The 25299-nt window shown below is 58.8% G+C and carries 26 protein-coding genes; 10 read left to right on the top strand and 16 right to left on the bottom strand.

The annotated features are described in order from the left end of the window. The 6 genes from PMX72_RS01815 to PMX72_RS01790 form a co-directional block, all read right to left on the bottom strand. Window positions 1-1464 carry a YfcC family protein gene (locus PMX72_RS01815; protein ID WP_271729363.1) on the bottom strand — a complete coding sequence of 488 codons (1464 nt, stop codon included), beginning with the start codon at window positions 1462-1464 and terminating at the stop codon, window positions 1-3. A gap of 218 nt (window positions 1465-1682) precedes the next feature. Continuing rightward, window positions 1683-2426 (bottom strand): GntR family transcriptional regulator, encoded by a 744-nt coding sequence (locus PMX72_RS01810; protein WP_271729364.1) that lies wholly within the window; start codon window positions 2424-2426, stop codon window positions 1683-1685. Window positions 2427-2572: 146 nt separating this feature from the next. Beyond that, entirely contained in the window at window positions 2573-3232 is a 660-nt protein-coding gene (locus PMX72_RS01805) for an HAD family hydrolase (protein WP_334203747.1), read from the bottom strand. 64 nt (window positions 3233-3296) lie between these two features. Then, window positions 3297-4139, bottom strand: coding sequence for a Cof-type HAD-IIB family hydrolase (locus PMX72_RS01800; protein WP_271729366.1), 843 nt, complete (start codon window positions 4137-4139; stop codon window positions 3297-3299). 236 nt (window positions 4140-4375) lie between these two features. Further along, window positions 4376-6070, bottom strand: coding sequence for a glucose-6-phosphate isomerase (gene pgi, locus PMX72_RS01795; RefSeq protein WP_271729697.1), 1695 nt, complete (start codon window positions 6068-6070; stop codon window positions 4376-4378). Between the two features lie 199 nt (window positions 6071-6269). Then, complete coding sequence (locus PMX72_RS01790) at window positions 6270-6794, bottom strand: iron-containing alcohol dehydrogenase (RefSeq protein ID WP_271746122.1); 525 nt, start codon at window positions 6792-6794, stop codon at window positions 6270-6272. Between the two features lie 227 nt (window positions 6795-7021). On the opposite strand from PMX72_RS01790, the gene PMX72_RS01785 reads away from it, so the two are divergent. Both PMX72_RS01785 and PMX72_RS01780 read left to right on the top strand, forming a co-directional pair. Then, window positions 7022-8527 (top strand): Y-family DNA polymerase, encoded by a 1506-nt coding sequence (locus PMX72_RS01785; protein WP_271729699.1) that lies wholly within the window; start codon window positions 7022-7024, stop codon window positions 8525-8527. Next, on the top strand, window positions 8520-8945 hold the full coding sequence (locus PMX72_RS01780; protein WP_271729700.1) for a hypothetical protein: 426 nt from the start codon (window positions 8520-8522) through the stop codon (window positions 8943-8945). Before PMX72_RS01785 ends, PMX72_RS01780 begins: the two co-directional genes overlap by 8 nt. 26 nt (window positions 8946-8971) lie before the next feature. On the opposite strand, the gene PMX72_RS01775 is transcribed toward PMX72_RS01780, so the two are convergent. Continuing rightward, entirely contained in the window at window positions 8972-9355 is a 384-nt protein-coding gene (locus PMX72_RS01775; protein WP_117758553.1) for a heavy-metal-associated domain-containing protein, read from the bottom strand. Between the two features lie 174 nt (window positions 9356-9529). Between PMX72_RS01775 and PMX72_RS01770 the strand changes: the two genes are divergently transcribed. Both PMX72_RS01770 and PMX72_RS01765 read left to right on the top strand, forming a co-directional pair. Further along, window positions 9530-10234, top strand: a complete 705-nt coding sequence (locus tag PMX72_RS01770) for a DUF3793 family protein (protein ID WP_117640804.1) — start codon at window positions 9530-9532, stop codon at window positions 10232-10234. A gap of 45 nt (window positions 10235-10279) precedes the next feature. Next, the gene (locus PMX72_RS01765; RefSeq protein ID WP_117806476.1) at window positions 10280-10699 is read left to right on the top strand and encodes a flavodoxin; all 420 of its coding nucleotides are present in this window, start codon (window positions 10280-10282) and stop codon (window positions 10697-10699) included. A gap of 115 nt (window positions 10700-10814) precedes the next feature. Here the strand turns inward: PMX72_RS01765 and PMX72_RS01760 are convergent, their stop codons facing one another. From PMX72_RS01760 to PMX72_RS01735, 6 genes are all read right to left on the bottom strand, one after another. After that, window positions 10815-11567 carry an amino acid ABC transporter ATP-binding protein gene (locus PMX72_RS01760; protein ID WP_055251428.1) on the bottom strand — a complete coding sequence of 251 codons (753 nt, stop codon included), beginning with the start codon at window positions 11565-11567 and terminating at the stop codon, window positions 10815-10817. A gap of 12 nt (window positions 11568-11579) precedes the next feature. Continuing rightward, window positions 11580-12941 (bottom strand): ABC transporter permease subunit, encoded by a 1362-nt coding sequence (locus tag PMX72_RS01755; RefSeq protein WP_271729701.1) that lies wholly within the window; start codon window positions 12939-12941, stop codon window positions 11580-11582. 117 nt (window positions 12942-13058) lie between these two features. Further along, complete coding sequence (locus tag PMX72_RS01750) at window positions 13059-13919, bottom strand: ABC transporter substrate-binding protein (protein ID WP_117773776.1); 861 nt, start codon at window positions 13917-13919, stop codon at window positions 13059-13061. A 147-nt stretch (window positions 13920-14066) separates the two neighbouring features. After that, on the bottom strand, window positions 14067-14933 hold the full coding sequence (locus PMX72_RS01745) for a deoxyribonuclease IV (RefSeq protein WP_089573000.1): 867 nt from the start codon (window positions 14931-14933) through the stop codon (window positions 14067-14069). A 146-nt stretch (window positions 14934-15079) separates the two neighbouring features. Beyond that, window positions 15080-16099, bottom strand: a complete 1020-nt coding sequence (locus PMX72_RS01740) for a Gfo/Idh/MocA family protein (RefSeq protein ID WP_271729702.1) — start codon at window positions 16097-16099, stop codon at window positions 15080-15082. 90 nt (window positions 16100-16189) lie between these two features. Continuing rightward, the gene (locus tag PMX72_RS01735; protein WP_271729703.1) at window positions 16190-17380 is read right to left on the bottom strand and encodes an aldo/keto reductase; all 1191 of its coding nucleotides are present in this window, start codon (window positions 17378-17380) and stop codon (window positions 16190-16192) included. Between the two features lie 261 nt (window positions 17381-17641). On the opposite strand from PMX72_RS01735, the gene PMX72_RS01730 reads away from it, so the two are divergent. Next, the gene (locus tag PMX72_RS01730; RefSeq protein ID WP_271729704.1) at window positions 17642-18556 is read left to right on the top strand and encodes a ketopantoate reductase family protein; all 915 of its coding nucleotides are present in this window, start codon (window positions 17642-17644) and stop codon (window positions 18554-18556) included. 107 nt (window positions 18557-18663) lie between these two features. Here the strand turns inward: PMX72_RS01730 and PMX72_RS01725 are convergent, their stop codons facing one another. The 3 genes from PMX72_RS01725 to PMX72_RS01715 all read right to left on the bottom strand — a co-directional run bounded on the left by PMX72_RS01725 (window position 18664) and on the right by PMX72_RS01715 (window position 21457). Beyond that, entirely contained in the window at window positions 18664-18870 is a 207-nt protein-coding gene (locus PMX72_RS01725; protein ID WP_118259078.1) for a hypothetical protein, read from the bottom strand. Window positions 18871-19057: 187 nt separating this feature from the next. After that, window positions 19058-19834, bottom strand: coding sequence for a hypothetical protein (locus tag PMX72_RS01720; RefSeq protein ID WP_271729705.1), 777 nt, complete (start codon window positions 19832-19834; stop codon window positions 19058-19060). 312 nt (window positions 19835-20146) lie between these two features. Beyond that, complete coding sequence (locus tag PMX72_RS01715) at window positions 20147-21457, bottom strand: O-acetylhomoserine aminocarboxypropyltransferase/cysteine synthase family protein (RefSeq protein WP_271729706.1); 1311 nt, start codon at window positions 21455-21457, stop codon at window positions 20147-20149. Window positions 21458-21729: 272 nt separating this feature from the next. Here PMX72_RS01715 and PMX72_RS01710 point away from each other — a divergent pair, with 272 nt between their 5' ends. The 5 genes from PMX72_RS01710 (at window position 21730) to PMX72_RS01690 (ending at window position 25252) form a co-directional block, all read left to right on the top strand. After that, entirely contained in the window at window positions 21730-22632 is a 903-nt protein-coding gene (locus PMX72_RS01710) for a LysR family transcriptional regulator (protein WP_117842850.1), read from the top strand. A 48-nt stretch (window positions 22633-22680) separates the two neighbouring features. Continuing rightward, on the top strand, window positions 22681-23217 hold the full coding sequence (gene rnhA, locus PMX72_RS01705) for a ribonuclease HI (protein WP_117637459.1): 537 nt from the start codon (window positions 22681-22683) through the stop codon (window positions 23215-23217). A 73-nt stretch (window positions 23218-23290) separates the two neighbouring features. Then, entirely contained in the window at window positions 23291-24397 is a 1107-nt protein-coding gene (locus tag PMX72_RS01700; RefSeq protein WP_271729707.1) for a Gfo/Idh/MocA family protein, read from the top strand. A 2-nt stretch (window positions 24398-24399) separates the two neighbouring features. Next, a complete protein-coding gene (locus tag PMX72_RS01695; protein ID WP_271729708.1) occupies window positions 24400-24810 on the top strand; it encodes an acylphosphatase in 411 nt (136 codons plus the stop codon). A 61-nt stretch (window positions 24811-24871) separates the two neighbouring features. Further along, the gene (locus tag PMX72_RS01690) at window positions 24872-25252 is read left to right on the top strand and encodes a Fur family transcriptional regulator (protein ID WP_172677978.1); all 381 of its coding nucleotides are present in this window, start codon (window positions 24872-24874) and stop codon (window positions 25250-25252) included. Window positions 25253-25299: the final 47 nt, after the last annotated feature.

The raw sequence follows: 25299 nt of genomic DNA, 5'->3' as shown, positions 1-25299 counted from the left end.
CTACACCGGAAGCATGCCAGAGATTGCCGTTACGATCAGGCCAAAGACGACCATGAAAATGAAGAACTTCCAAATGGTCTTCCACCATTGGCCAAACGAGATCTTTGCCACGGCAAGGCCGGCGACCGTCATGCCCGCCACGGGACTGATGGTGTTGATGGTCTGATTAGCAAACTGGAGCGCGGTAACGGCTGCCTCGGGATTGAGGCCCATAAGCTCGGTCAGGGGGCCCATAACAGGCATGGTGAGCGCCGCCAGGCCAGAACTCGAGGGAACCAGCAAAGAGAGCAGGCCAAGGACGATATACATAAACGTGGTGTAGACGGCGGCGGGTGCACCGGCGAGCGCAGTAGCGAGCGCCTGGAGAATGGTGTCGATGATCATGCCGCCCTCGGCGATGACCAGAATACCGCGAGCGATACCAATAACGATGGCGGCGTACGCAAAGTCGGCGAGACCTTTAACGAACTCCTCAGCAATCGTCTGCTGGTCAAGACCGCCCAGGATACCGGCAAGCAAGCCCATGCCAAGGAACACGGCGGAAATCTCATTCATGTACCAACCCTGGGTAACAAGACCCCAGACGATAATGCCCATACCGCAAGCAAAATCGATAAGCACGAGCTTCTGACGGATAGTGAACTCTTCCTCGATGGAGGCATCGGTCACGGAAAACTCGATACGCTTGAGCTTATCGTCCTCGTACGTAATGGACGACTCGGGGTTTTTCTTGACGCGCATGGCGTAGCGCATGGCCCATGCGATACCGACGGCAGTGAAGATGGCCCAAGAAACGGCGCGCAGCCACAGTTGCGGATTGCCCTCGATGCCGATAATGCCCTGTGCGATCAAGACGTTAAACGGGTCGATGGTCGAAGCACAATATCCCAGGTTAGGACCAAGGAAGCAGATGATGAATGCCGTCATCGAGTCATAACCGATACCCATCATGATGGGAATGAAGATGGCATAGAACGGCAGGGCTTCCTCAGACATACCAAACGTAGTGCCGCAAATGGACAGCAACGTCATCGTGATGGGAATGATGAGGATGTCCTTGTTCTTGAGCTTTTTAATCACACGGCTCATGCCGGCATTCAAAGCGTTGGTCTTGGTGATGATTGCGAACGATCCGCCAATCAATAAGACGAACGCAACGACGTCGGCAGCCTCTTGGATGCCCTTAGTGGGCGCTTGCAGGACCGCGAAGATATCCTGACCCAGATTGATGGTCTCGCCGGTCTCGGAATCGGTGTAGTTCTTATCGACCTGTTCATAGGTTCCAGCAACGGCGACTTCACGCTCGCCCGCCGCTGTCGAAATCGTCTTGCGCTGATACTGACCAGAGGGAACGATCCAAGTCAGGACCGCAAAGACAACGATCAGCAAGAACATGATCGTATAGACATGCGGTAATTTGAACTTAAAACGTCTGTTTGTCTTCTTCGCCTTCGTATCTGACATAGATACCTCCAAAGAACTCGAGACTGCATCGCATCTCGCTTCAACGTCTGCACAAGGCAAACGTTCTATGACGTTCTATAGATTACCAGCAGCTTTTCTCGTCATCAAGATAATTTCAAACTGATTGCCGCAACGCGGTTGAACGGTTGCGTTTGCGCCGTGAACGGTATGGAAACGCCCGGTGAGATGATCCACCGGGCGTCTCCATTCGCAATGTCCTAGATGTCAAAAACGTAGCGAGACCCAACGATCCGCTGACGACCGATGATAAACGGCCGCCGCTGCTCATCAAAGAAGAAGGCTTCCATATAAAACAAGGGTTCGCCAACGGGAACCGCCAGCAACCGAGCGACCTCGGGCGATGCGCACGCGATCTCGAGCGTGCACGGGTCGGTAAACGCAGGCGTCCGCCCCGTCCGGTTGCGCACGAACTCAAAAATGGATTGGTTAGATAGAGGCGCCGTTGATAGATAGGCGTTGTCCTCGTAAACGTATATGTTGTTCTCAAGCATGACAGGGACGCCATCGGCAGTACGCACGCGCTCAACGCAAATCAAGTCAGTTCCAACGGGAACACCAAAGAACTGTGCTTCGGTGGAATCCGCCGGCAGTATCTTTCTCGAAATGACACACGCCCCCGGTTCCATTCCGTTAGCGCGGCATGCGTCCGAAAAACTCTGGACGTCATCCTTCTGGCGAATCTTGCGCTTGAGCTTGGGGGCATTGACAAACGTGCCTTTCCCCTGTCGCTTCGTTAGATAGCCCTGTTGGACGAGCTCCTCAATAGCGCGTCGCACGGTAACGCGGCCAACTTTATAGCTCTCAGCCAATTCGAATTCGTTGGGTATCCGCGCACCTGCCTTGTAGGCACCGGAGTTGATTTCGTTTTTAATGATATCAATGACCTGTTGGTACAGCGGTATCGCTGCTTTACCGCCAGTTAGCCCTTCAGTCGGTGGCATATACCCTCTCCCAGCGCAATTACGTCTAAAACGGGCTTAAGGGCATTCAACAAGTCCTTAAGCATTAGCTTAAAGTATGCTAGGTGTCGCACCAAAATGTCGGGTATTTACTCATCGGACCCGAAAAACGCGCAACTAACGCGCTCTTACGCGAGTTCCAGCAGGTCCGGCAGCTGATCGATAATCTTATCCGCGGCGTCCTGACTAAAGCCAAAGCGCTCCTCGCGCTTGGCGATGACTGTCAGACCGGCGCGCTTGCCGGCAGTGATGCCAGGCACCGAATCCTCAACGCAGCAGCAGCGATTCGCGGGCAGCCCCAGCAGGTCCAGCGCATGCAGGTAGATGTCGGGCTCGGGCTTACTCTCCTTAAACTGCTCGCCGCTCACCACATACTCAAAGGCATCCGACAGCCCGCACGCGTTGAGCACTTCCTCGATGCTATCCATGGGAGACGAGCTGGCAAGCGCCACGCGAACGCCACGGCGTGGCAGCTCTCGAATCGTATCCACGGCGCCTGGGTTAATCAAAGCCTGATAGTCGCGCGGACGCTTATGCGCCCACTCGTCCCAACGGGCCAACGCTTCCTCGCCAGTGAAATGCCCCTTACCGGCGCGCTCAAACCAATCGCCCAGCATATGCAGGAAGAACTGATGCGAGGTACCGACTTGCCCATTCAACTCCTCTTGAGTCAGGTTAAGCCCAAGCTCCTTGGCAAACGCGGCAGTCTCGCCCAGGTAGTAATACTCGGTATCGACAATGACACCGTCCATGTCAAAGATAACGGCGTCGAACGGAAATGCGGACACGGCACCCTCCCTAACAAAAGGGCGCCCGCAAGCAGGCGCCCAAACCATGCATTAATCGGCGATTCTAACCCAGCAGCTTATCCAGCGCCACTGCAATACCGTCTTCGTTGTTATTGGCGGTTACCATCTGGGCAACTGCCTTAACCTCATCGACGGCGTTGCCCATGGCAACACCGGTGCCGGCCCACTCAATCATGGACTTGTCGTTCTGGCCGTCGCCAAACGAGACGACCTCGCTGGCATCGATACCGAGCTTGGGCAGGGCACCCTCGAGCGCACGGGCTTTGTCGATACCGGGCGCCGTGTACTCAAAGTACCAGTCGGCCGTAAACATGCCCGAAAGCGTCTGGGTAAAGGGCGCATACATCTCCTCGTAATGCGCCTGCAGGTAGGTCGGATCACCCGCCGTCAGCAGCTTGTCCACGGGATAAGTGTCCACGACCTCATGCAAGCTCTCGACCTCGCGAATCTTAAGATCGCACGCATCGCGCTCATACTTGACGATATTCTTCTGCAAGCCGTCAGGCAGCGTGATCATGCAATGGTACGAGTCCTCGACGTGCAAATCGCGACCGAGCGAAATCATAGGGATCACGTCGAAATTGCGCAGATGATCAATCAGACGGTGCAGCTCGTCAGCCGGCATGGCCTGGTCAAAAAGGACCTCATCGGTCTGAGCGTCGACCACGTGCGCGCCATTAAAGGCAACTAGCAGACCATCATGGTTTTGAAGGTCGAGCTCCTGCGCCAAGGCGTGCAGCCCCCATGCAGGACGACCCGAAGCCAAGATGAGCTTAATGCCCGACTCCTGCGCAGCGAGCAGCTTCTCGCACGTACGCGGGCTGATGACCTTTTGGTCGTTGGTGAGCGTACCGTCGATATCCATTGCGATGGCTTTGATTGCCATATATGCCTCCCTGTCATTGAACAACCTTGTCTGAGCCATCATACAGAACACCCACGGCGGCGCTGTTTGCAACGGGAAAAATGTCATATTGTCCCAAACATGAACGGCGCGCCTTCGACGATTGCGATGCCCGTCGAGGCGCCTCCCGATACATTCCATCCTATCCAAATAGCAAGGGGCCCGTATCCCAACGGATACGGGCCCCTTTCAGCCATAAGCCAACTCGGCCGTAAAAACTACTTGCGATGAGCGCGATAGAACTCGATGAGCGCCTGGGTCGAAGCGTCCTGCTCGGCCTTGGCGGCGTCGTCGTGGAAGGCCGGGGTGATCTGCTTGGCAAGCTGCTTGCCCAGCTCGACGCCCCACTGGTCGTAGGAGTCGATGCCCCAGACCGTGCCCTCGACAAACGTGATGTGCTCGTACAGGGCGATGAGCTCGCCGAGTGCGAGCGGGGTCAGCGTGTCGCCGAAGATCGAGGTCGTCGGACGGTTGCCCTCAAAGCAGCGGGCCGGGACGATCTGCTCGGGCGTGCCCTCGGCACGAACCTCATCGGCCGTCTTACCAAAGGCGAGCGCCTTGGTCTGGGCCAAGAAGTTGCCCAGGAACAGCTCGTGCACGTCCTGACCGCTGTCGGTTGCGGGGTTGGCGGTGTTGGCGAAAGCGATAAAGTCGGCCGGAACCACCACGGTGCCCTGGTGCAGCAGCTGGTAGAAGGCGTGCTGACCGTTGGTGCCGGGCTCGCCCCAGAAGATCTCACCGGTATCGGAGGTCACAGCGCTGCCGTCCCAGCGGACGTGCTTGCCGTTGGACTCCATGGTGAGCTGCTGCAGGTAGGCCGGGAAACGGTGCAGGTACTGGCAGTACGGCAGCACGGCGTGGCTCTTGGAACCGAAGAAGTTGACGTACCAGACGTTGAGCAGGCCCATCAGCGCGACGGCGTTGTTCTCGAGCGGCGTGTTGCAGAAGTACTCGTCGATGGCGTGGAAGCCCTCGAGGAACTGCTGGAAGCGCTCGGGGCCGAGCACGACGATCAGCGACAGGCCCACGGCGGAGTCGACAGAGTAGCGGCCGCCGACCCAGTTCCAGAAACCAAAAGCGTTAGCGGGGTCGATGCCGAAGGCCTCGACCTTCTCGAGTGCGGTGGAAACGGCGACAAAGTGCTTGGCCACGGCCTCGGCGTTCTGCTCATCGGAGCCATCGATGGCGCCCTGAGCCTTGAGCTGCTCGAGCATCCAGGTCTTGACCTCGCGGGCGTTGGTGAGGGTCTCGAGCGTGGTGAAGGTCTTGGAGACGATGATCACGAGCGTGGTCTCGGGATCCAGCCCCTTGAGCTTCTCGGCCTGGTCGTTGGGGTCGATGTTGGAGATATAGCGGCAATCGATACCAGCGTCGGCATAGGGACGCAGGGCCTCGTAAGCCATGACCGGGCCCAGATCGGAGCCGCCGATGCCGATAGACACCAGGTGCTCGATCTTCTTGCCGGTAACGCCCTTCCACTCACCGGAGCGCACGCGCTCGGCGAAGGCATACATGCGATCGAGGACCTCGTGCACGTCGGCGACGACATCCTGGCCGTCGACGATAAGCTGGCCCTTCTCGCTTGCCGGACGGCGCAGCGCGGTATGCAGGACGGCGCGGTCCTCGGTGGTGTTGATGTGCTCGCCGGAGAACATGGCGTCGCGGCGCTCCTCGAGCTTCACCTCGCGGGCAAGATCGCACAGCAGCTTGACGGTCTCATCGGTCACCAGGTTCTTGGACAGGTCGAAGTGAAGGTCGCCGGCGTCAAAGCTCAACTTATTCACGCGGTCGGCGTCAGCGGCGAACCAGGCCTTGAGGTCGATGCCCTCGGCCTCGAGCTTCTCCTGATGGGCCTCGAGCGCCTTCCAAGCGGCAGTCGACGTAGCGTCGATGGGTGCGGCAACAGTTGCCATAAAGTCCTCCTCAGCATACGGGCGCACGCCTCCATGCGCCCGGACATTCAGATGCCACTATTCTAGCGCAGGTCAAGACCATAATCAGCGAGCGTTGCCAATCGGCCCCCAAACGGCGACCGGCCAAAAAGGGACAGGTTTGTTTTGGCAGGTCAAACGCTTTACCAATCAAATAGAACCTATCCCTTTATGGTAAATATTAGGCCGCGGCGCACACGCTGCCGAGCAACTCACGCAGAGGAGACCCAATGCCCTCCAGCAGTTCGGGCGCGATAATGGCGAAAACGGGAACCTCGCCGACACCCACAACGGCGGGCACTTTTCCCTCGGAGACGATGCATCCATAAGGCACAAAGCCGTCCTCACCGGCATCGAGCGCCGCCATACGACGGGCGAGCTCGCGCGCAAAGCCGGCCGTATCGGCATCGCCGATCGCCAGGACAAAGTCCACGCCTTCGTCGGTCGCCAGGGCCACGGCTTCGTCGATCAGCTCGTCTCCCCCGTCGCCCCCGACCAAACCGCAGCGGAAAAGCACGCGCTCGAGCAGGGCGCGATCGAGCGAGCCCAGCGCCGCCGAAACGAGCTCATCACGCGTGTGCTTGTCGCCTCCCAGCACGACCAGTGCCTTGGTGCCGCCATAGTGGGCAACCAATCGCCCGCACCAGCGAGCCACATCCCCATCCGCAACCAAGCGCGTCGGCATACCAAACCCATAGTCGACCATTATCCCCACAACCCTTCCGTGCGTATAGGCGGTATCAATCGTTAGACTCATGCTACGAAGCGAGGTTTTCCGAGCTGTTTCGCGCTCTTTAGAGCTGCGTTAAAAAAAACCCGATGCAACCGCACGACCATACCCGCCAAAGAGGGACAGGTTTTGACGATGTCCGCGCAAGCAGGTATTATCGAACATGTATTCGATAAGAACATGTGTTTGATGGAAGGACACGGATGGCGCACGAGCAGCACACCTATATCTGCATCGACCTCAAGACGTTTTATGCCAGCGTCGAGTGCGTCGACCGTGGGCTCGATCCGCTCACCACCAACCTGGTCGTTGCCGACGAATCGCGCGGGCGCACGACCATCTGCCTCGCCATCACACAGGCCATGAAGGACCTCGGGATACGTAATCGCTGCCGTCTGTTCGAAATTCCCGATGGCATCGACTACATCACGGCCGTACCGCGCATGCAGCATTACATGGAGGTGTCGGCGAAAATCTACGGTATCTATCTGGAATACGTGAGTCCGCAAGACATTCACGTCTACTCCATCGACGAATGCTTTATCGACGTGACGCCCTATCTGGACCTCTATCACACCGATGCGGAAGGGTTCGCCTGCATGTTACGCGACGAAGTCCTCACGCGCACGGGCATCACGGCAACGGTCGGGATCGGCCCCAACCTATTTCAGGCCAAGGTGGCGCTCGACATTACCGCCAAGCACGTACCCAGCCGCATCGGCATACTCGACGACGAGACCTTCCGCAAGGAGATCTGGCCCCATCGCCCCATTACCGATATCTGGGGCATCGGCCCCGGCGTGGCAGCCCGCCTCGAAAAGTACGGCGTCTACGATCTGATGGGCGTCGCCGCGCTCGACGAAAACCTGCTTTACGATGAGCTCGGCGTCAATGCCGAATATCTTATCGACCACGCCTTTGGGCGCGAGCCAACGACCATCGCCGATATCCAAGCCTATCGCCCGCAAGCGACCTCGACCACCACGGGGCAGGTGCTCTCGAAGGGCTATGCCTACGAGCAGGCCTACACCGTCTTGCGCGAAATGGTCGATGCCGCCGTGCTGGATTTGATCGACAAGCACGTGGTGTGCGACAGCATCTCGCTCTTTGTGGGCTATGCAAGCGAGCGCGCCGACATACGCCGGCTCAACGCCAGCGGCACGGCGCAGTATATAGACGGCTGCGGACACCTGCGCTCGAGTACCTCGGGCATCGAACCCGCAGCGACCGACGGCTCCGAGCTCGCGCCCCGTGCTCCCAAGCCCGTCCAGCGCGATGACGAAAGGCGTCGCCTGGTGCGCGAAGCGCAGGCAATCGATGGCATCTTTGTGGGAGAGCATGGCGGCAAACCGCGTGGTGGCTATGCCGCACTCTTTGCGCACTCCAACGCCTCGCGAAAGCTGCCCGAGCGCACTAATTCGTTTAAGAAAATCATGGGGTATTTCGATGACCTTTGGGCACAAACGGTCGATCCCAAACGACCGGTCAAGCGCATCAACCTGGGATTTGGCAACCTCATGCCCGAGGAATTTGCCACCATCGATCTGTTCAGCGATATCGAGGCCGATGAGCGCGAGCGCGATCTGGCGCGCGCCGTCCTGGCCGTGAAAGACAAGTACGGCAAGAACGCGCTCGTCAAGGGATTAAGCTTTACCGCCGGCGCCACCGCGCGCGAACGCAACGATCAGGTAGGAGGACATCGTGCCTAAGTCCCAACAACAGCCGATGCGGCCACCGACGCCTTTTGAACGTCTAGCGGACCCCGAGGGAAGACGTCGATCCGCCGACCCCAAGCTCACCGCCAACGGCGCCGTCCGTGCCGGCCGTGCCGCGCAGTTTATGCCCTTTGCCGCCCTCACGGGATACTACGAACTCGTGCGCAAGCAGGAAATCACCGTCGAGCCAAGACGTGAGCTCACGGAAGAAAAAGCCCTCGTGCTCTCTAAAAAACTCGAGGGTCTCAAACGTAGCGACTTGGTTCGTGTCACCTATTACGATACATACGGCTATCGCAGCCGCACCGGCATCCTCGACGAGGCGCTCCCCGCCTTCAAGCTCCTCAAGCTCCGAGACATCGCCATCGACTTCGACGACATCCAAGACATCGAGCTGCGCGGACGAGCCTAGCCAAGGAAGCGCACCCAGAGCGACGCTTACAGCGTCATGACGTAGTAACCCGCATCTCTCACGGCAGTCTCAAGGACACCGCGATTGATCGGCCGCTTGGAGCGCACACGCGCTGTGTGGTCCGCGTACGTTACCGTAGCCCACACACCATCCAGCGCATTGAGGGCATTGGCTACGTTCTGAGCGCAGCCGTCACAGCTCATGCCGCCGATGAGCAGCTCATCGCTATAGGGATAGTGTGACGCATCGGTATCCACCACAACAACCTTTTTGGCCTTCTTGCCGCTCGCACCATCGCTGCAACAACTCTTCCCGTGTGTCGAAGCGGCAATGCGACGCAGTCCAAAAAACATGCCGACGGCAATGACGGCCAGCACGATGAGATTCGCAGGGTTGAGCAAGTCACTCATGCGCTCCCCTTTCAAGTAGCACTATCTAGATACCCCCATGGGGTGTCCCCATCTTAACCCAAAATCATGTCTGTTCGGTCAATTAGTTTCCCTCTTCAAACTTTTTTGTTGACCATGGCTTACTTTCGTGTATAAGTTTTCCTAGGCTAACAGTTTAGATCCGTAAGGAGCGCCGTGACTCGAACCATAGACATCCCAACGTTTCAGGCAGCAGTCGTGCGCAACTGCTCTCCCACGCTCGCGGGCATCAAGCCGGCATCGCTCTTTACCTATCCAGGCACCTACGCCCACGGGGACGGCTCGACCACAACCGAAACCATCGCAGAACGCCGCGCGCGCCTGCTCAACGTTATCGCCCAGTGCAATCGCGAGCTTGACCCGCTCGGCATCCACCTGAGTGTTTTGGTCTGGCGGCCCTGCGGAGCACTCGTGTACGTGTACCGAGCCAAAAGCCTCGCCACCTATTTCGCAGACCCTCGCGCCCAAACAGCGCTCGCCTCGGAAGGCTACGACACGAGAGACCTTTCGACATGCCTTGTACATTTGGCATCACGCATCACGCTCGCGAGCAATAACATCGCGGAATGCGCTTGTAGCCAGACTCGATGCGCACTACCCCAGCAAGCTAGCTGCAGCAACGACTGCACCTGCGAGTTTCCGCACGAAATAGGCTACTTCCTTGGATATCCCTACGACGACGTGCACGAGTTTATCGTCCAGCGCGGCGAGAACTACAAGGTCTTTGGAGCTTGGAAGGTCTACACGAATGTCGAGCAAGCGCTTGCGATGTTTGACGCCTACCGTGCCTGCACTCAATACCTCACCTTTGTCTATCAGCAGGGCTGCAGCTTGGCGCAACTTGCCCAGGCAACCCGATAGAACATAGAAGCCGCGGCAACTGCCGCACAACTGAAAGGACTTAACATGAGCAAGATCGCCGTCGTCTACTGGAGCGGCACGGGCAACACCGAGGCCATGGCAAACCTCGTCGCCGAAGGCGCCACGTCCGCGGGTGCCGAGACCGAGGTCATCCCCTGCGCCGACTTCTCTGCCGACAAGGCCGCCGAATATGATGCCTTCGCCTTCGGCTGTCCCGCCATGGGCTCCGAGGAACTCGAGTACGATGAGTTCCAGCCGATGTGGGACGAGGTCAAGGAGACTCTCGGCGACAAGAAGGTCGTCCTCTTTGGCTCCTATTCGTGGGCCGAAGGCGAGTGGATGGACAACTGGAAGGCCGACGCCGACGAGACCGGCGTCAACGTCGTGGACTCCACCATCTGCTACGACGCGCCCGACGACGAGGGCGAGACCGCTTGCAAGGCCCTCGGAGCCGAGCTCGCGTAACGAGCCCGGGGTCTCCAAGAGAGCCTGCATCAAAGCGCATCCCCATCCCTACAAAAGAGCGGGGCTGGATTCAAGTCCAGCCCCGCTCTTTTGTAACGGCAGTTACATCAGCCGGCTACGAAATATTGCCCAAGAACGCCTTGGTGCGCTCGCTCTTGGGGTGGTCGAAGACCTCACTCGGCGTACCCTCTTCCACAATGACGCCGCCGTCCATAAAGACGACGCGGTCGGCGACATCGCGGGCAAAGCCCATCTCGTGCGTCACGACGATCATGGTCATGCCGTCGCGCGCCAAGTCGCGCATGACGCCCAGGACGTCGCGCACGAGCTCGGGGTCGAGCGCCGAGGTGGCCTCGTCAAAGAGCATGACGTGCGGGTTCATCGACAGGGCGCGAGCGATGGCAACGCGCTGCTGCTGGCCGCCCGAGAGCTGGCTCGGCATAAAGTCGATACGCTCGGCAAGACCGACCTTGGTCAGCTCCTCGACGGCAATCTTCTCGGCCTCTTCCTTGCTGCGCTTGAGTACCTTCTGCTGCGCGAGCATGACGTTCTTTTTGACTGAGAGGTGCGGGAACAAATTGAACTGCTGGAACACCATACCCAGATGCGTACGTACCTTGTTAAGGTCGACACCCTTGGCGCACACGTCCACGCCCTCAACGACAATCGAGCCACTCGTGGGATGCTCCAGACGGTTGATGCAGCGAAGCATCGTCGACTTGCCCGAGCCCGAGGGGCCCAAGACCACAACGACCTCACCCTTGTGCACATCCAGATCGATATCGCGCAGGACCACGTTGTCGCCAAAGGCCTTCTGGAGGTTCTTGATACTGACGACGACCTCGTTCGAGTTATTGGTTTCGCTCATGATAGGACCTCCTTACAGACCGGCGATGTGATCGGCGGGCGTCGCGACAACCTGTCCGGCGCTCTTGGCGGGACGCTTCTTCTTGGTCTCGGCCGTGCCCAGAAGCCTTGCCTCAAGACCGCTCACCAAGCGAGCGAGCGGCAGGGTGATGACCAGATAGAACAGAGCGGCAACCACGTACGGTGTAATGGAGCCCGTCGTGGCCACGATGGTACGGGCGTTCATGACGATCTCGACCACACCCACGGCGGCAAGCAGCGACGTATCCTTGTAAAGCAAGATAAACTCGCTGGTCAGCGTAGGCAAAACATTGCGGAACGTCTGCGGAATCATAACGTAGAGCAGCGTCTGGAAGGCATTCATGCCCAGAGAGCGAGCAGCCTCGTTTTGGCCCTTGGGGATTGATTGAATACCGGCACGGAAGATCTCGCACAGGTACGCAGACGAGTTCATGGCCATGACGATAACGCCCAAGACATAGTCGTCCACCTTGACGCCGGCCAACGGCAGACCGAAGAACGCGATGTAGATCTGCAGGAACGCCGGCGTACCGCGAATGATATTCACGTAGATGCCGGCGAGGCAGCGCAGGATGCGCGACTTGGAGATGCGCATGAGCGACAGGGCAAAACCGAAGGGAATTGCCAGCGGAAACGCCACGAGCACGATCGAGAGCGACATGAGGAAGCCCTTAAAGACGATCGGCAGGCTCTGGACCAAAATGACCGGGCTCAGGAACAGGCGCAGGAACATATTGGAGTTCCAGGCCTCGACCCACGGCTGCTCTTTAAGGTCGGCCAAGAAGTTATCGAAGGCCGTCACGCCCTTGATCTCCACCGACGGAATCTTGGAGATCTTCTTGGTCGACCCGTCGGCGAGCGTATAGGTGCCGCTAAAGGCCTCATCGCCGCCCTCGACGGGGAAGGTCACGCCGTAAACCTCGACACGGAAAAAGCCGCCGGCAGGCGCCGTCTCGCCAAAATCGATCTTGAGCGTCTGGCCGTCAGCCTTGCACGTGGGTTTCATGGGCGTACGATCCATGAGGTCCTCGCCCGAGAGCATCGTCAATCGCGTGTCATCGGTACCAAACGTCGTGCCGTCGACAAACGTCAAAGAAAGACCGCTCAGCTCCTCGTCGGCATCGGCCTGAACTTCCCAGGTAATGCGCGTCTCGGTGCCGCCGACCACAGCGCTGCCCGAACCGGTGTTGGGTCGGGCGGTAATCTTTGCGGTCTCAAGCGCCTGGGCGGTCGTGGGCGCATATGCCCCCGCGCACACCAGCGCGAGCGCCACGGCCATGACGCAGGCTAGCTTTTGGAGCAAGGCGGGCAGTGAAAAACGCTGCTCCGCGGCCCCTTTGTTCAGTCGAGACAAGGTGGCTCCTATCGTAGAAGTTGCCGGCAAAACGAGACGGAAACACTCTCCGTCAAGAGAAGCGCAAAGGCCCTCTCCGCAAAACGGAAAGGGCCCGCGCACAATCAAGTAGCTATTTTACTTGATGTTGTACTTAGCCATGAGGGCGTCAACGGTACCGTCATCGGTCAGGTCCTTGATGGCCTGGTTGATGTCGTCCTTGAGCTTGGTGTTGCCCTGGTTGATGGCGATGGCGTACTCCTCGCCGGTGCTGATCTGCTTGATGGTCTGGCAGGTGTTGAACTGCTCGGCGGTCAGCTGGCTGGCAACGGAGCGGTTGGTGACTACGGCGTCACCCTTATCGGACTGCAAGGCGCTGAAGCACTCGGTAGCATCCTTGTAGGGGACGATCTTGGCCTTGGGGAAGTTCTCCTGGGCAAAGGCCTCGGCGGTCGAGCCAGACTGGACGATGATGGTAGCGTCGGCGTTGTTGAGCTTCTCGCTGTAGTTGTCGGCCGTGATGTCGGCGTTATCGACCTTGGTCACGATGGCCTGATCGTCCATGTAGTAGGAATCGGAGAAAGTGACTTCCTTCTCACGCTCGGGCGTGTCAGTGATAGCCGCGATGGAGACGTCATACTTGGCACCCGAAGCGACGCCCGGAACCAGCGTGTCAAAGTCATTGTTGACGTACTCGACATCCAGGCCCAGCTTGTCGCCGATAGCCTTGATAAGCTCAAGGTCAAAGCCCTGATAATCGCCGTTGTCGTCCTTGTACTCAAACGGGGCGTACTCGGCAGAGGTGCCGACGGTCAGCGTGCCGTCCTTGACGAGTGCGTACTCCTTGGAGCCGTCGACCTTCTCGACCTTAGCGTCGTCAGAGCTGCTGGAACCGGCATCAGAACCAGAGGTGGCGTTGGACGAGCCGCAGCCCGTCAGAGCAAGGGCGAGCGCCATGGCACCCGTGGCGGCAAATGCGCCAAGCTTCTTGAGCTTCATAATCAGTCTCCTTCCGGTGACCTCGTTTGATTCAGAGGTCTGCAAAAACTGTTGGCTATTATGCACCCGGAATTACGAATCTGCAATGAGAAAACTGATTGAAACAAACCCATAACGTGAATGGAATACTCTACTTTATGACAGTCATTACTGCTGCAATGACCTTAATAGTCTAATTTCAGCTGCATAACCTGCAAGTTCGTTCGGAGTCTCCAAAATAAACGGCAGTGAACGCAAACGGCCATTCGATACAATATTCTGCATAACCTGCATACCGCCACCAAATTCCTCGCTGCCAAGGTATCCCTTGCCGATGCACTCGTGACGATCTTTATGGGCGCCACAAGGGTTCTTCGAATCGTTGATGTGTACAGCATGCAAGCGATCGATACCCACCACGCGATCGAACTCGTCGAGTACGCCGTCCAGATCATGGATGATGTCGTAGCCGGCATCGTTCACATGGCAGGTGTCCAAACAAACGCCCAGCTTATCGGACAGCTCTGGGCACTTGGCGGCAACGCCCTCGATAATGCACGCCAGCTCTTCAAAGCTACGGCCCACCTCGGTGCCCTTGCCTGCCATGGTCTCGAGCAATACCGTCGTCTGCTGCCCCTCAAACATCACCTGGCACAGTGTGTCGACAATCATCTGAATGCCGGCGTCCGCCCCCTGTCCCACATGCGCACCGGGGTGAAAATTGTAGTAGTTGCCGGGCAGCGCTTCCATGCGCCGCAGGTCCTCTGCCATGGCCTCCAGGGCAAACTCGCGCGCCCGCTCTTTGGCCGAGCAGGGGTTATAGGTATACGGGGCATGCGCCACCAGCGGTCCAAAGTCGTTTTGTGCCATAAGCTCGCGCAGAGCCGCCACGTCATCCATGTCAAAGTCTTTTGCCTTGCCACCGCGCGGGTTGCGCGTAAAGAACGCAAAGGTATTGGCGCCAATGGACAACGCCGTCTCCCCCATCGCCCGATAGCCCTTCGTCGTCGAAAGATGACACCCGATCGTCAGCATCTCCAACTCCCCCTCATCAGTTGCGGTGAAATACGGTCTATTGGTGCCTTATTTTGGCGCAAACAGACCGTATTCCACCGCAAGATATAAAAGGGGCATCAGGGGCACGGTCCGCCGAGCCCCCCCTTGAGCAGCAGCACCGCAGCCTAGAGCGCCAAGCAAATCGCATCGATGATCTGCGCGCAGCGCTGTGTGGCGGCAAGGGGCATGACGGGACTCTCGAGTTTCCCCGCCCGGATGAGCTGAGTCGCATGCGAAGCTTCGCCGTAAAAATCATCGACCTCAAATGGGGCGTCGATTTCGAGCACTCGACCGTCGGAGTACTTCACATGGGCGAGCTCGGGGCGATGGAGGCGCTCGATTTCCAACGAACCCCGTTCGCAGGCAATCGTTAAGCGGCTTTCATATGCTGCTTTGCCGTCGCACACCATATGAATGGGTATACCGCCGACACTCATATGAATCTCATCGGCCCAATCCACGCGGCCGCGCGATACGTCACGCCAGCGAACTTCACGAGACGAAACATCGCACGCACCCGCAAGCAAATCCTCAAACCACCCGACCGCATAGCAGCCCATGTCATATAGACAGCCGCCCTGCAACGGATCGAGCAGATAACTCGAAGGAAACTCACCATAATCGAGTTTTTGCACGCTTTCGATCGAGACGATAAAGCCGAGCTCGCCCGACGCAAGCAAGTCCTCCACGCGAGTGCGCATCGGGCAAAACCGATTCTTCATCGCCTCCATAAACAGCACGCCGCACTCGCGAGAGGCGGAGGCAATCGAGAGAGCCTCTTCCTCACTCAAAACGGCCGGCTTTTCGCACAGCACGGCCTTTCCGGCGCGCAGCGCGCGACAGGCCCAACGCGTATGCATACCATGCGGAAGAGCCAAGTAGATTGCGTCGACATCGGGGTCGGCAATCAGCGCATCATAAGCCGCATCGCCGCCATCGTCAGCCGTGACATAACTGTGCGCAGCATCGATCGAAAACGCTCGACAAAATTCCTCGACATGTGCAGGAGTGCGGCCGGCCGCAGCCACCAGCCGTGCCCCGTCGACTTTCTTGAGCGACGATGCAAATCGATGCGAAATGTGCCCAGCGCCCAAAACGCCCCAACGAACCTCACGCAAATCATCACATGAATCCCGATAGCCCACGACAGCCCCCTTCAGTTGCGACGAAATAGTTCCTGCTATCGCCCTATTCTGCCGCAAACAGGAACTATTCCATCACAAGATATAAAAGGGTCATGAGGAGCGAGTTTTGCTGAAGACTTTAAGCGCGGCCGTTACGGGGCCAGGCTGGAAACGTCGGCGCGCGTCGTCGAGACGCTCGGGGATATCGATGTGTTGCGGGCAGTGACGCGCACATTTGCCGCACTTGACGCAATTGCTCACGAGCTTGGGCTCGCTCGTGCGCACCGCGCTCGCCGTAAAGTATTGCGACAGCCCCGTAAACCAGCTGTGCGCATAGCTCGCGTTGTAAGCGGCAAAGCAGCCGGGAATGTTAATACCCTTGGGACATGGCATGCAGTAGCCGCATCCCGTGCAGGGCACGCGATTCGATTTTTCAAACTCCGCCAGCACGCGTGCGATGGTATCGAGCTGAGCGGCTGTCATCGAATCCGGCAGGGCCCGATCGGCCAGCACCGCGTTCTCGTCCACCTGCGCGGTATCGGTCATACCCGAAAGCAGCATCGTGACTTGAGGATGGTTCCACACCCACGAAAGGCCCCAAGCAGCCGGCGTCTTCAGGTACGGATCGCGTACGTCATCGAGCACGGCGCGGGCCCGCGGAGGCAGCTTGCCCGCCAGGCGTCCGCCCAAAAGCGGTTCCATCACAAACACCGCGAGCCCGCGCTCGGCGGCTGCTATAAGTCCCGCCGTTCCCGCTTGGTAGCGCTCTCCAGCGTAGTTGTACTGAATCTGGCAAAAATCCCAGTCATACGCGTCGAGCATCGTGAGGAAGTCCGCCGCACTGCCGTGATACGAAAAACCTATCTGGCGAATACGCCCCGCAGCCTTTTGGTGCGCAATCCAGTCTTCGATGCCCAACGCCACCACGCGCTCCCACTGGGCGGGCGAAGTGATGTTGTGCATAAGGTAATAGTCGATATGGTCGGTCCGCAGGCGACGCAGTTGCTCGTCGAAGAACCGGTCGAAATCCTCCGCGCACTTGCACGAAGCGTGCGGCAACTTGGTCGCCAGCAACACCCGGTCGCGCAGCCCCAAGCGCTCAAGTGAGGCGCCCACGCACGCCTCGTTACCGGAATAGAGATACGCAGTATCCAGATAATTAATCCCCTGCTCCACCGCATGGGAAATGATGGCATCGGCTGTCTTCGCATCGGGGTGTCCCGGCGAACCGGGAAACCTCATGCAGCCCAGACCCAGAGCAGATATTCGGTTACCACTTTTGGGGTCAACGCGGTATTGCACGGCCCCTCCCTTCGCCATCAGCGCCCCGGCAAGGCGAAACACAATGGTCACGCAGCCGAAACATCGTGGAATCGCAATCGAGAACGTATCGTAACGCAGCAGAAATCGAGCCGTCACGACACCGCTTTAACATCAGCAAAAAGCCCGATGAAAGGAGCAACAAACAAATACGGCCATCCGGTGCACGCAGCATGGTCCGGCGGCATACAATCCATCAGGCGCCCCTTACGCGGGTGCCTTTTATATGGGGAGATGATTCGCATGCAGATCAACAAGGTCGCCTTTATCGGCAAGGGCGGTGTCGGGCTACTCTACGGCAGCATGATTGCCAAGGCCCTCGGCAATGACGCCGTCGAATACGTTATGGATGACGCCCGTTTTGAGCGTCACGCAAACGATGCGCTCACCGTCAACGGCAAGCCCTGTGCGCTCAAGTCCGTCCGCGCCAGCAAGGCAACGCCCGCCGATCTGGTCATCCTGACGGTCAAGACCACCGGTCTCGACCAAGCACTCAAGACTATGGAGCGCGTCGTGGGACCCAATACGCTCATCGCCTCGCTGTGCAACGGCATCACGAGCGAGCAAAAGATTGCCGAGCGCTTTGGCTGGGAGCATACCGTTCTTGGTATTTGCCAGGGCATGGACGCTGTGTTTCTCAACGGAGAGCTCACCTTTACCAACACGGGCGAAATCCGCTTTGGCGCGGCGGCCGGTACGGATCCCGCAGCCATCACCGCAATCGACGAGCTCTACACGCGCTGCGGCATCGCACACACCGTCGAGAGCGACATTGCGCACCGCATGTGGGCCAAACTCATGCTCAACGACGGCATCAACCAGACCTGCATGGCCTACGGCGGCACGTACGGAAGCGCCACGGAGCCGGGCTCCGAGCAGCGTCGCTGCCTTGTTTCCGCCATGCGCGAAACGCTTGCGGTCGCCAACGCCGAGGGCGTTGAGCTGACCGAGGCAGACCTGACGCAGATGGTGCACCTCATCGAAGGAATCGATCCCGCCGGCATGCCCTCGATGGCGCAAGACCGCGTCGCGCGGCGCAAAACCGAGGTCGAGGAGTTCGCCGGCACCATCTGCCGTCTGGCGGCCAAGCACGATATCCAGGCACCGCAGAACGAATGGCTCTATCAGCGCATTCGCGATATCGAGGCAAGCTGGTAGCGCCCGACTCACCACGTCAACAGACTCAACAGCAAAGCCGCCGCAAGGGCACTCCCCTTACGGCGGCTTTCATCTTCATCTATAACCAGTAGTCGATGTCCCGACGGTCAGAGCTGCGACTCCGAGGCCTGGCCCTCATCGTCGCGACAAAGGACTACACCCGCACTTCCCAGCAGCGCGGCCGCAATCAGCGCGCCAACCACGATTGGAGCAGCCCCGCATGACCCCTGCATGCCCGCAATGAGCGCGGCCGTAGGACCAAGGCAACCAAGCGTCAATGCAACGGCGGCAACGGCGATATCTCGAGCATTCACAAGACCACTTCCTCCACGAGAAAGACTTTGTTTCTCGTGACTTAGTGTGCCCCGTGCCCATATGCGCGGCGTACGGCCACGGTAAGCGCTCTGTTAACTCAAGCATGCACAAAAAACGGACGCCTTTACGTTGCCCAAAGGCTCGGTAAAGACGCTCGCCCGTCATGTCCAATTGGCTTATGGCAGATTACCAACCGGTATAGTAGTCGGTGGTTCCGGCTGCGCAGCCGGAGTCATAGACCTTGCACTCACCCTTGGAACCGGTAAACGTGGAGCCTTGGGCCTTATCGCCCGCGGCAACGACATAGTAACCATCGGAATCGCGCCAAAAGCCCTCGGAATCCTGCGTCCACTCGCCCGTGCGGTGGTGATACAACACGTTGCTGCTGTAATAAGTCTCGCGGCGGCCGTTATAGTTATTGACGCCGCTCGAGCGCGTCAGACCCGAGCCGTTCGCGTAATACGCAGCAGACGTATAAGACGAGCCGAAGCCGGCGTTGTAATACGAAGCCTGAACGGCCTCAGCGGCCTCGGCTTCGGCTGCGGCAGCCTCGAGCGCCTCGCGCTTGGCATCCTCAAGCGTGGAGCGAAGCTCGTCGAGCTCGGTCGACTTGGCGTCGACTTCCCCCATCGTCAACAGGCTACCCGCACCGTCGATGCAACCCTGCAACACAGCGCGCTCGTCATCGGTAGCATAGTCGCCATACATATTCATAATGATCTGAGCGCGCATCTCCAGGGAATCGCGCTTTGCCCCCATCGAGGCGTTCCACTCCTGCATAGAGCCATAACCGTCGCCGCAGTAGTCGACGGGCTGCACCAGCGTCGCCTCGGACGGCGCAGATCCGACCGTATCGGATAGTGTTGCCGCATGGGCATCAGTTGCGCCGGCGCCCGCCAAAAGTGCCACGGTCAGAGCGGCGGAAAGGGCGGCGGCTTTCGGTTTTCGTGAATCGATCCTCATGTAGCTGGAAACCTCCGTAGTGCGTTTTTGCTGCGTGTGAGCTGCGTGTGATTCAATCGCGCTGCATAGTACCCCGAGCAAATCGCGACCTGCGGTTTTACTCAAAAGGCGCACGTCAATTGCGTAAAACTCACATCCTCTCAACAGGAGTTTTCCACAACTCGAATGCATAAAGCATGTCAAAAACCCTGTTTTTGCACCCTCTCTATGCAAAAAAGGCGCCTGTGCAACCATTGTTCGCACAGGCGCCTTGAGCAGGCATTTTATGCAGTTATACCTATCGAGTCGCAAGGGGTCCTTGCACAAGTCGCCTTACTCGTCCAGCGCGGCGAAGGCCTGCTTCAGATCCCAAATGATGTCCTCGGCGTTCTCGGTACCGATGGAAAGACGGATCGTGGAGGGCGTGATGTTCTGCTCGGCGAGCTCCTCGGCAGAGAGCTGGGAGTGCGTGGTGGTAGCCGGGTGCACGACGAGCGACTTGACGTCGGCCACGTTGGCGAGCAGCGAGAACACCTGCAGATGATCGATGAACTTCCAGGCAGCCTCCTGGCCACCCTTAATCTCAAAGGTGAAGATCGAAGCGCCGCCGTTGGGGAAGTACTTCTGATAGAGCTCGTGATCGGGGTGCTCAGGCAGGCTCGGGTGGTTCACCTTGGCGACATGGCTGTCACCAGCCAGGAACTCAACGACCTTCTTGGTGTTCTCGACATGGCGGTCGACGCGCAGCGACAGGGTCTCGGTGCCCTGGAGCAGGACCCAGGCGTTGAACGGGCTGATGCAGGCACCCTCGTCGCGCAGCAAGATGGCGCGGACATAGGTCGCGAAGGCGGCGGGACCGGCAGCCTCGGCAAACGAAACGCCGTGGTAGGAGGGGTTGGGCTCGGCGATCTGGGCGTACTTTCCGCTCGCCTTCCAATCGAAGTTACCGCCGTCGACGATCACACCGCCCAGCGAGGTGCCGTGGCCGCCGATGAACTTGGTTGCGGAGTGGACGACGATGTTGGCACCATGCTCCAGCGGACGGAACAGATACGGGGTGCCGAAGGTGTTGTCGACGACAACCGGCAGACCGTGCTTCTTGGCGATCTCGGAGATGGCGTCGATGTTGGGGATGTCGGAGTTGGGGTTGCCGAGCGTCTCGAGGTAGATGACCGTGGTGTTGTCCTTGATGGCCCCCTCGACCTCTTTCAGGTTATGGGCATCGACGAAGGTGGTCTCGACGCCAAACTGGGAGAGCGTATGCTCCAGCAGGTTGTAGGAGCCACCGTAGATGGTCTTCTGAGCCACCACGTGGTCACCGGCCTGGGCAAGAGCCTGCAGGGTATAGGTGATGGCAGCAGCACCGGAGGCGACGGCGAGACCCGCCACGCCACCCTCGAGTGCGGCGATACGGTCCTCGAAGACGCCCTGGGTGGAGTTGGTCAGACGACCGTAGATGTTACCAGCATCGGCAAGACCAAAGCGGTCGGCGGCGTGCTGGGAGTTGCGGAACACATAGCTCGTGGTCTGGTAGATAGGCACGGCGCGGGAGTCGGATGCGGGATCGGCGCTCTCCTGGCCAACGTGAAGCTGCAGGGTATCGAAACCAAAGGTGTGCTCGGGGTTGTTGATGAACTGGCTCATGATGATCTCCTTGATCGAACAAAAGTAAATAAAAAGAGAGAAGTAAGTCGCTGCCTCCTGATCACGCCGACGGGCGCAAACAGGAGCCCGGCATTCGTCTTGGTAAGCAATTCATATGCGGGCCTCCTTTCGCATCCCGGTTCCGTGGTTGGCTTAATTACCTACCGCCTTTGTGTGTTTTGAATAGTACGAGCATTGTTTCCCTCGGTCAATCACTTAAAAGCGCTAACCTGTTATCGTTTTTATAGATAACAATCGGAAGGATTGCGTCGATGACCCTCCAGCAGCTTCGTTTTCTGATCGCCGTGGCAGAGTCCGGCTCAATCAACGCCGCAGCTCAGCGCCTCTATACCGCTCAGTCCAACATCTCAAACGCCGTCAAAAGCCTGGAACAGGAGCTCCATCTGGAGATCTTTACGCGCTCCAGCCGCGGCGTCACGCTCACCAACGACGGCACCGAGCTTTTGGGCTATGCGCGTCAAGTCGTAGAGCAGGCCGATATGCTCGAGGCCCGCTACGAGGACGGCGGCACGCCCCAGGCGCGCCTTGCCATCTCGGCCCAGCATTACGCTTTTTCGGTCGAGGCCTTCGTCAACGTCGTCGAGCGCTGCCGGGACAGCAAGTTCGAATTCATCATGCGCGAGACCACCACGTCGCAGATCATCGATGACGTCCGCGCGTTTCGCAGCGACATCGGCATCCTCTATCTGGACGACTTTAACGCCCGCGTTCTGCAGAAGGCCTTCGCCGATGCCCGTGCAAGCTTCCATCCCCTCTTCGACGCGACGGTCCACGTCTTCGTTAGCGAGCGCCACCCGCTCGCACGCCGCCCGCAGCTGTCCCTTGCCGACCTTACACCCTATACGCGCTACAGCTTTGAGCAAGGCACCTCGAGCTCCTTCTATTACGCCGAGGAACCTTTTAGCTATATCCCTTGCGACCGCAACATACGAATCTCGGACCGCGGAACACTTACTAACTTACTTATCACGTCGAACGGTTACACCCTGTCGACCGGTGTCCTCTCCAATGAAATGCAATGGGGTATGGCATCGATCCCGTTAGCAGACGCCCCAACGATGCACGTAGGCTATATCATGCACGACGAGCGCAAGCCCTCTCCCCTCTTGCAGCAATACCTCGACGAGCTCAACCGCATCATCCGTGCCAACTAACTGTCGGAAGACGGGGTAGAAATCGTAGATTGCTAGCCCCCGGCGGGCATGGCGCTACAATGGTCACTCACACGAAACGTACCCAACGAAAGGAAGCCCGTGAAGGTCATCATCTATACCGACGGCTCGGCCCGATCAAATCCGGGACGCGGCGGCTACGGCGCCGTGCTCAAATACACCAACCCCGCCGGCAAGACCTTCACCTCCGAGCTTTCGCGCGGCTACGCCAAGACCACCAACAACCGCATGGAACTCATGGCGGTCATCGTGGCGCTCGAGGCGCTCAACCGCCCTTGCGAGGTCGAAGTCCATTCCGATTCGCAGTATGTCGTCAACGCCTTTAACAAGCACTGGATCGACGGCTGGAAAAAGCGCGGATGGAAAACCGCCAACAAGCAACCCGTCAAGAACCGCGACCTGTGGGAGCGCCTACTCACCGCCAAAAGCAAGCACAAGGTTGAGTTCATCTGGGTTAAGGGTCACGCCGGTCACGAGCTCAACGAGCGCTGTGATGAGCTCGCCACCACGGCGGCCGACGGCAGCAACCTCGATATCGACACCGGCTTTAACGAGAGCGACCTGTAATAGCGTTTTCGCGCAGCTTTATATCCCCACGCGCTACACTCATCCTGTAGACCAAACAACGCAAGGGAGACGTATGCTGCGCATCGCGACCATCGGTACATCCATGATCACCGACGACTTTATCCAAGTCGTCAACGCCAACGACCAAGCCGCGTTTGTGGGCACGCTTTCACGCGACGCCAATCGCGGTACTGCCTTTACCGCCGAGCGCGGTGGCGAGCGAAACTTTACGTCGCTCGATGAGCTTGCGGCAGCCGCCGACGTCGACGCCGTCTATATCGGCAGCCCTAACGCACTTCACTACGAGCAGGCTCTTGCCTGCATCGCCGGTGGCAAGCACGTCATCGTCGAGAAACCCTTCTGCGCCACCGAAGCGCAGGCGCTGGAAGTCTTCCGCGCTGCCGAGGCAGCAGGTGTCGTGGCCCTCGAGGCCATGCGTCCCCTCCACGATCCCGCCTTCCACGCCATCGAGGACGCCCTGGGCGAGATCGCCCCCATCCGCCGCGCCTCATTGCGCTTTGGCAAGTATTCCTCGCGCTACAACGAGATTCTCGCGGGACGCGCCACCAATATCTTCGACTGCAATATGGCATCGGGTTCCCTCATGGACATTGGCGTCTACGCCGTCGAGCCCATGGTCGAGATTTTCGGCATGCCCTCCGGCCTTACGAGCATGACTACTCTACTCGACCCCACCACGCGACAGCTCACGCACGGCCCCATCGACGGCTGCGGTTCCATCCTCGCCAGCTATGGCGGAGGCAGCATCTCCGTCGAGCTCGCGCACTCCAAAATTACGAATGACCTGCTGCCCTCGCAGATCGAAGGCGAGCGTGGCACTATCCAGATCGACCATCTGTCCACGCCCCGCAACGTCCGCATCGACTATCGCGGCGATGTCGTACGCGGCTCGGCGACCGAGGCACCGCGCGAGCAGGGCGACAACGGCCGCGTGCTCGACCTGCCCAAATCGAGCAACACTATGGAATACGAACTCACAGACTTTATCACCGCCATCGGCGGCATCGATAACGTTAAGGAAGAGATTTGGGAGACCCCGGCGGGACGCCACGAGCTTGGCCACTACCGCGATGTCACGCTCGTCTCACTGCGCATCATGGATGCCGTGCGCCAGCAGGCCGGCATAACCTTCCCGTCCGACGCAGGCAAGCAGGCATAGCGATGGGCTTCTTCGATACGTTCTTCTCCAGCGTCACCGGAGGCAGTCGAGAGCCTCAAAAACCATCAAACGTCGAGCTCGAGCTGCGCCGCAGGCTTACCGTGCTCGCAAGCGACGAGGCCACTCAAGACACTCCCCTGCGCTATTTCCTGCGCTGGGCGGGGCAAGTCCAAGGCGTTGGTTTTCGCTTTACCAACACCAACCTCGCGCAGGCACGCTCCCTCACCGGCTGGGTGCGTAATATGGAAGACGGCTCAGTCGAGATGGAGATACAGGGAGCTCCGGCAAACGTCCTATCTCATCTCGAGGCGCTTCATGCCTCCTACGAGCGCATGGGAACGCGTTTTCGCCTCGTAGACGCCCAGGCCCGAGCCCCACTTGCCAATGAAGACGGTTTCACGCCTCGTTATTAGTATTGTGTGCTAAATACGGTATCATTTACCTACGACCGTTGATAGAAAAGAGGCGAGGCGCATGGCGGTGCAAAGAAGGAATACCAGGCAGCGAAAGCTGGTTCTTGACGCCGTGCGCCAAAGCTATAACCATCCCACCGCCGACGAAATCTACAACGTCGTGCGCGCGCAGGATGACAAAATCAGCCGCGGTACGGTCTACCGCAATCTCAATCTCTTGGCCGACGCCGGCGAGATCCTCTCCATCAAGACGCCGGGCGGCAGCCGCTTCGATCGCACGATCGAGCCGCATGCGCATATCATCTGCACCTCGTGCAGTCGCGTCATCGACGTACCGCTCCCCTTCGATGCCCAGCTCGACGCCAAGGCATCCGAGCAAATCGGCTGGCACGTCACGTCGCACTACACCATCTTCGAGGGTCTCTGCCCCGACTGCCGGTAAATGTTTGGAACATGCCTTAAATCCACCTTTTCGCACTTTGCAGCAAA

The sequence above is a fragment of the Collinsella aerofaciens genome, from assembly GCF_028207065.1.
Classification (GTDB): domain Bacteria; phylum Actinomycetota; class Coriobacteriia; order Coriobacteriales; family Coriobacteriaceae; genus Collinsella; species Collinsella aerofaciens_AR.
The sequence above is the reverse complement of the archived record's forward strand: the minus strand, read 5'-3'. Positions and strand labels throughout refer to the sequence as shown.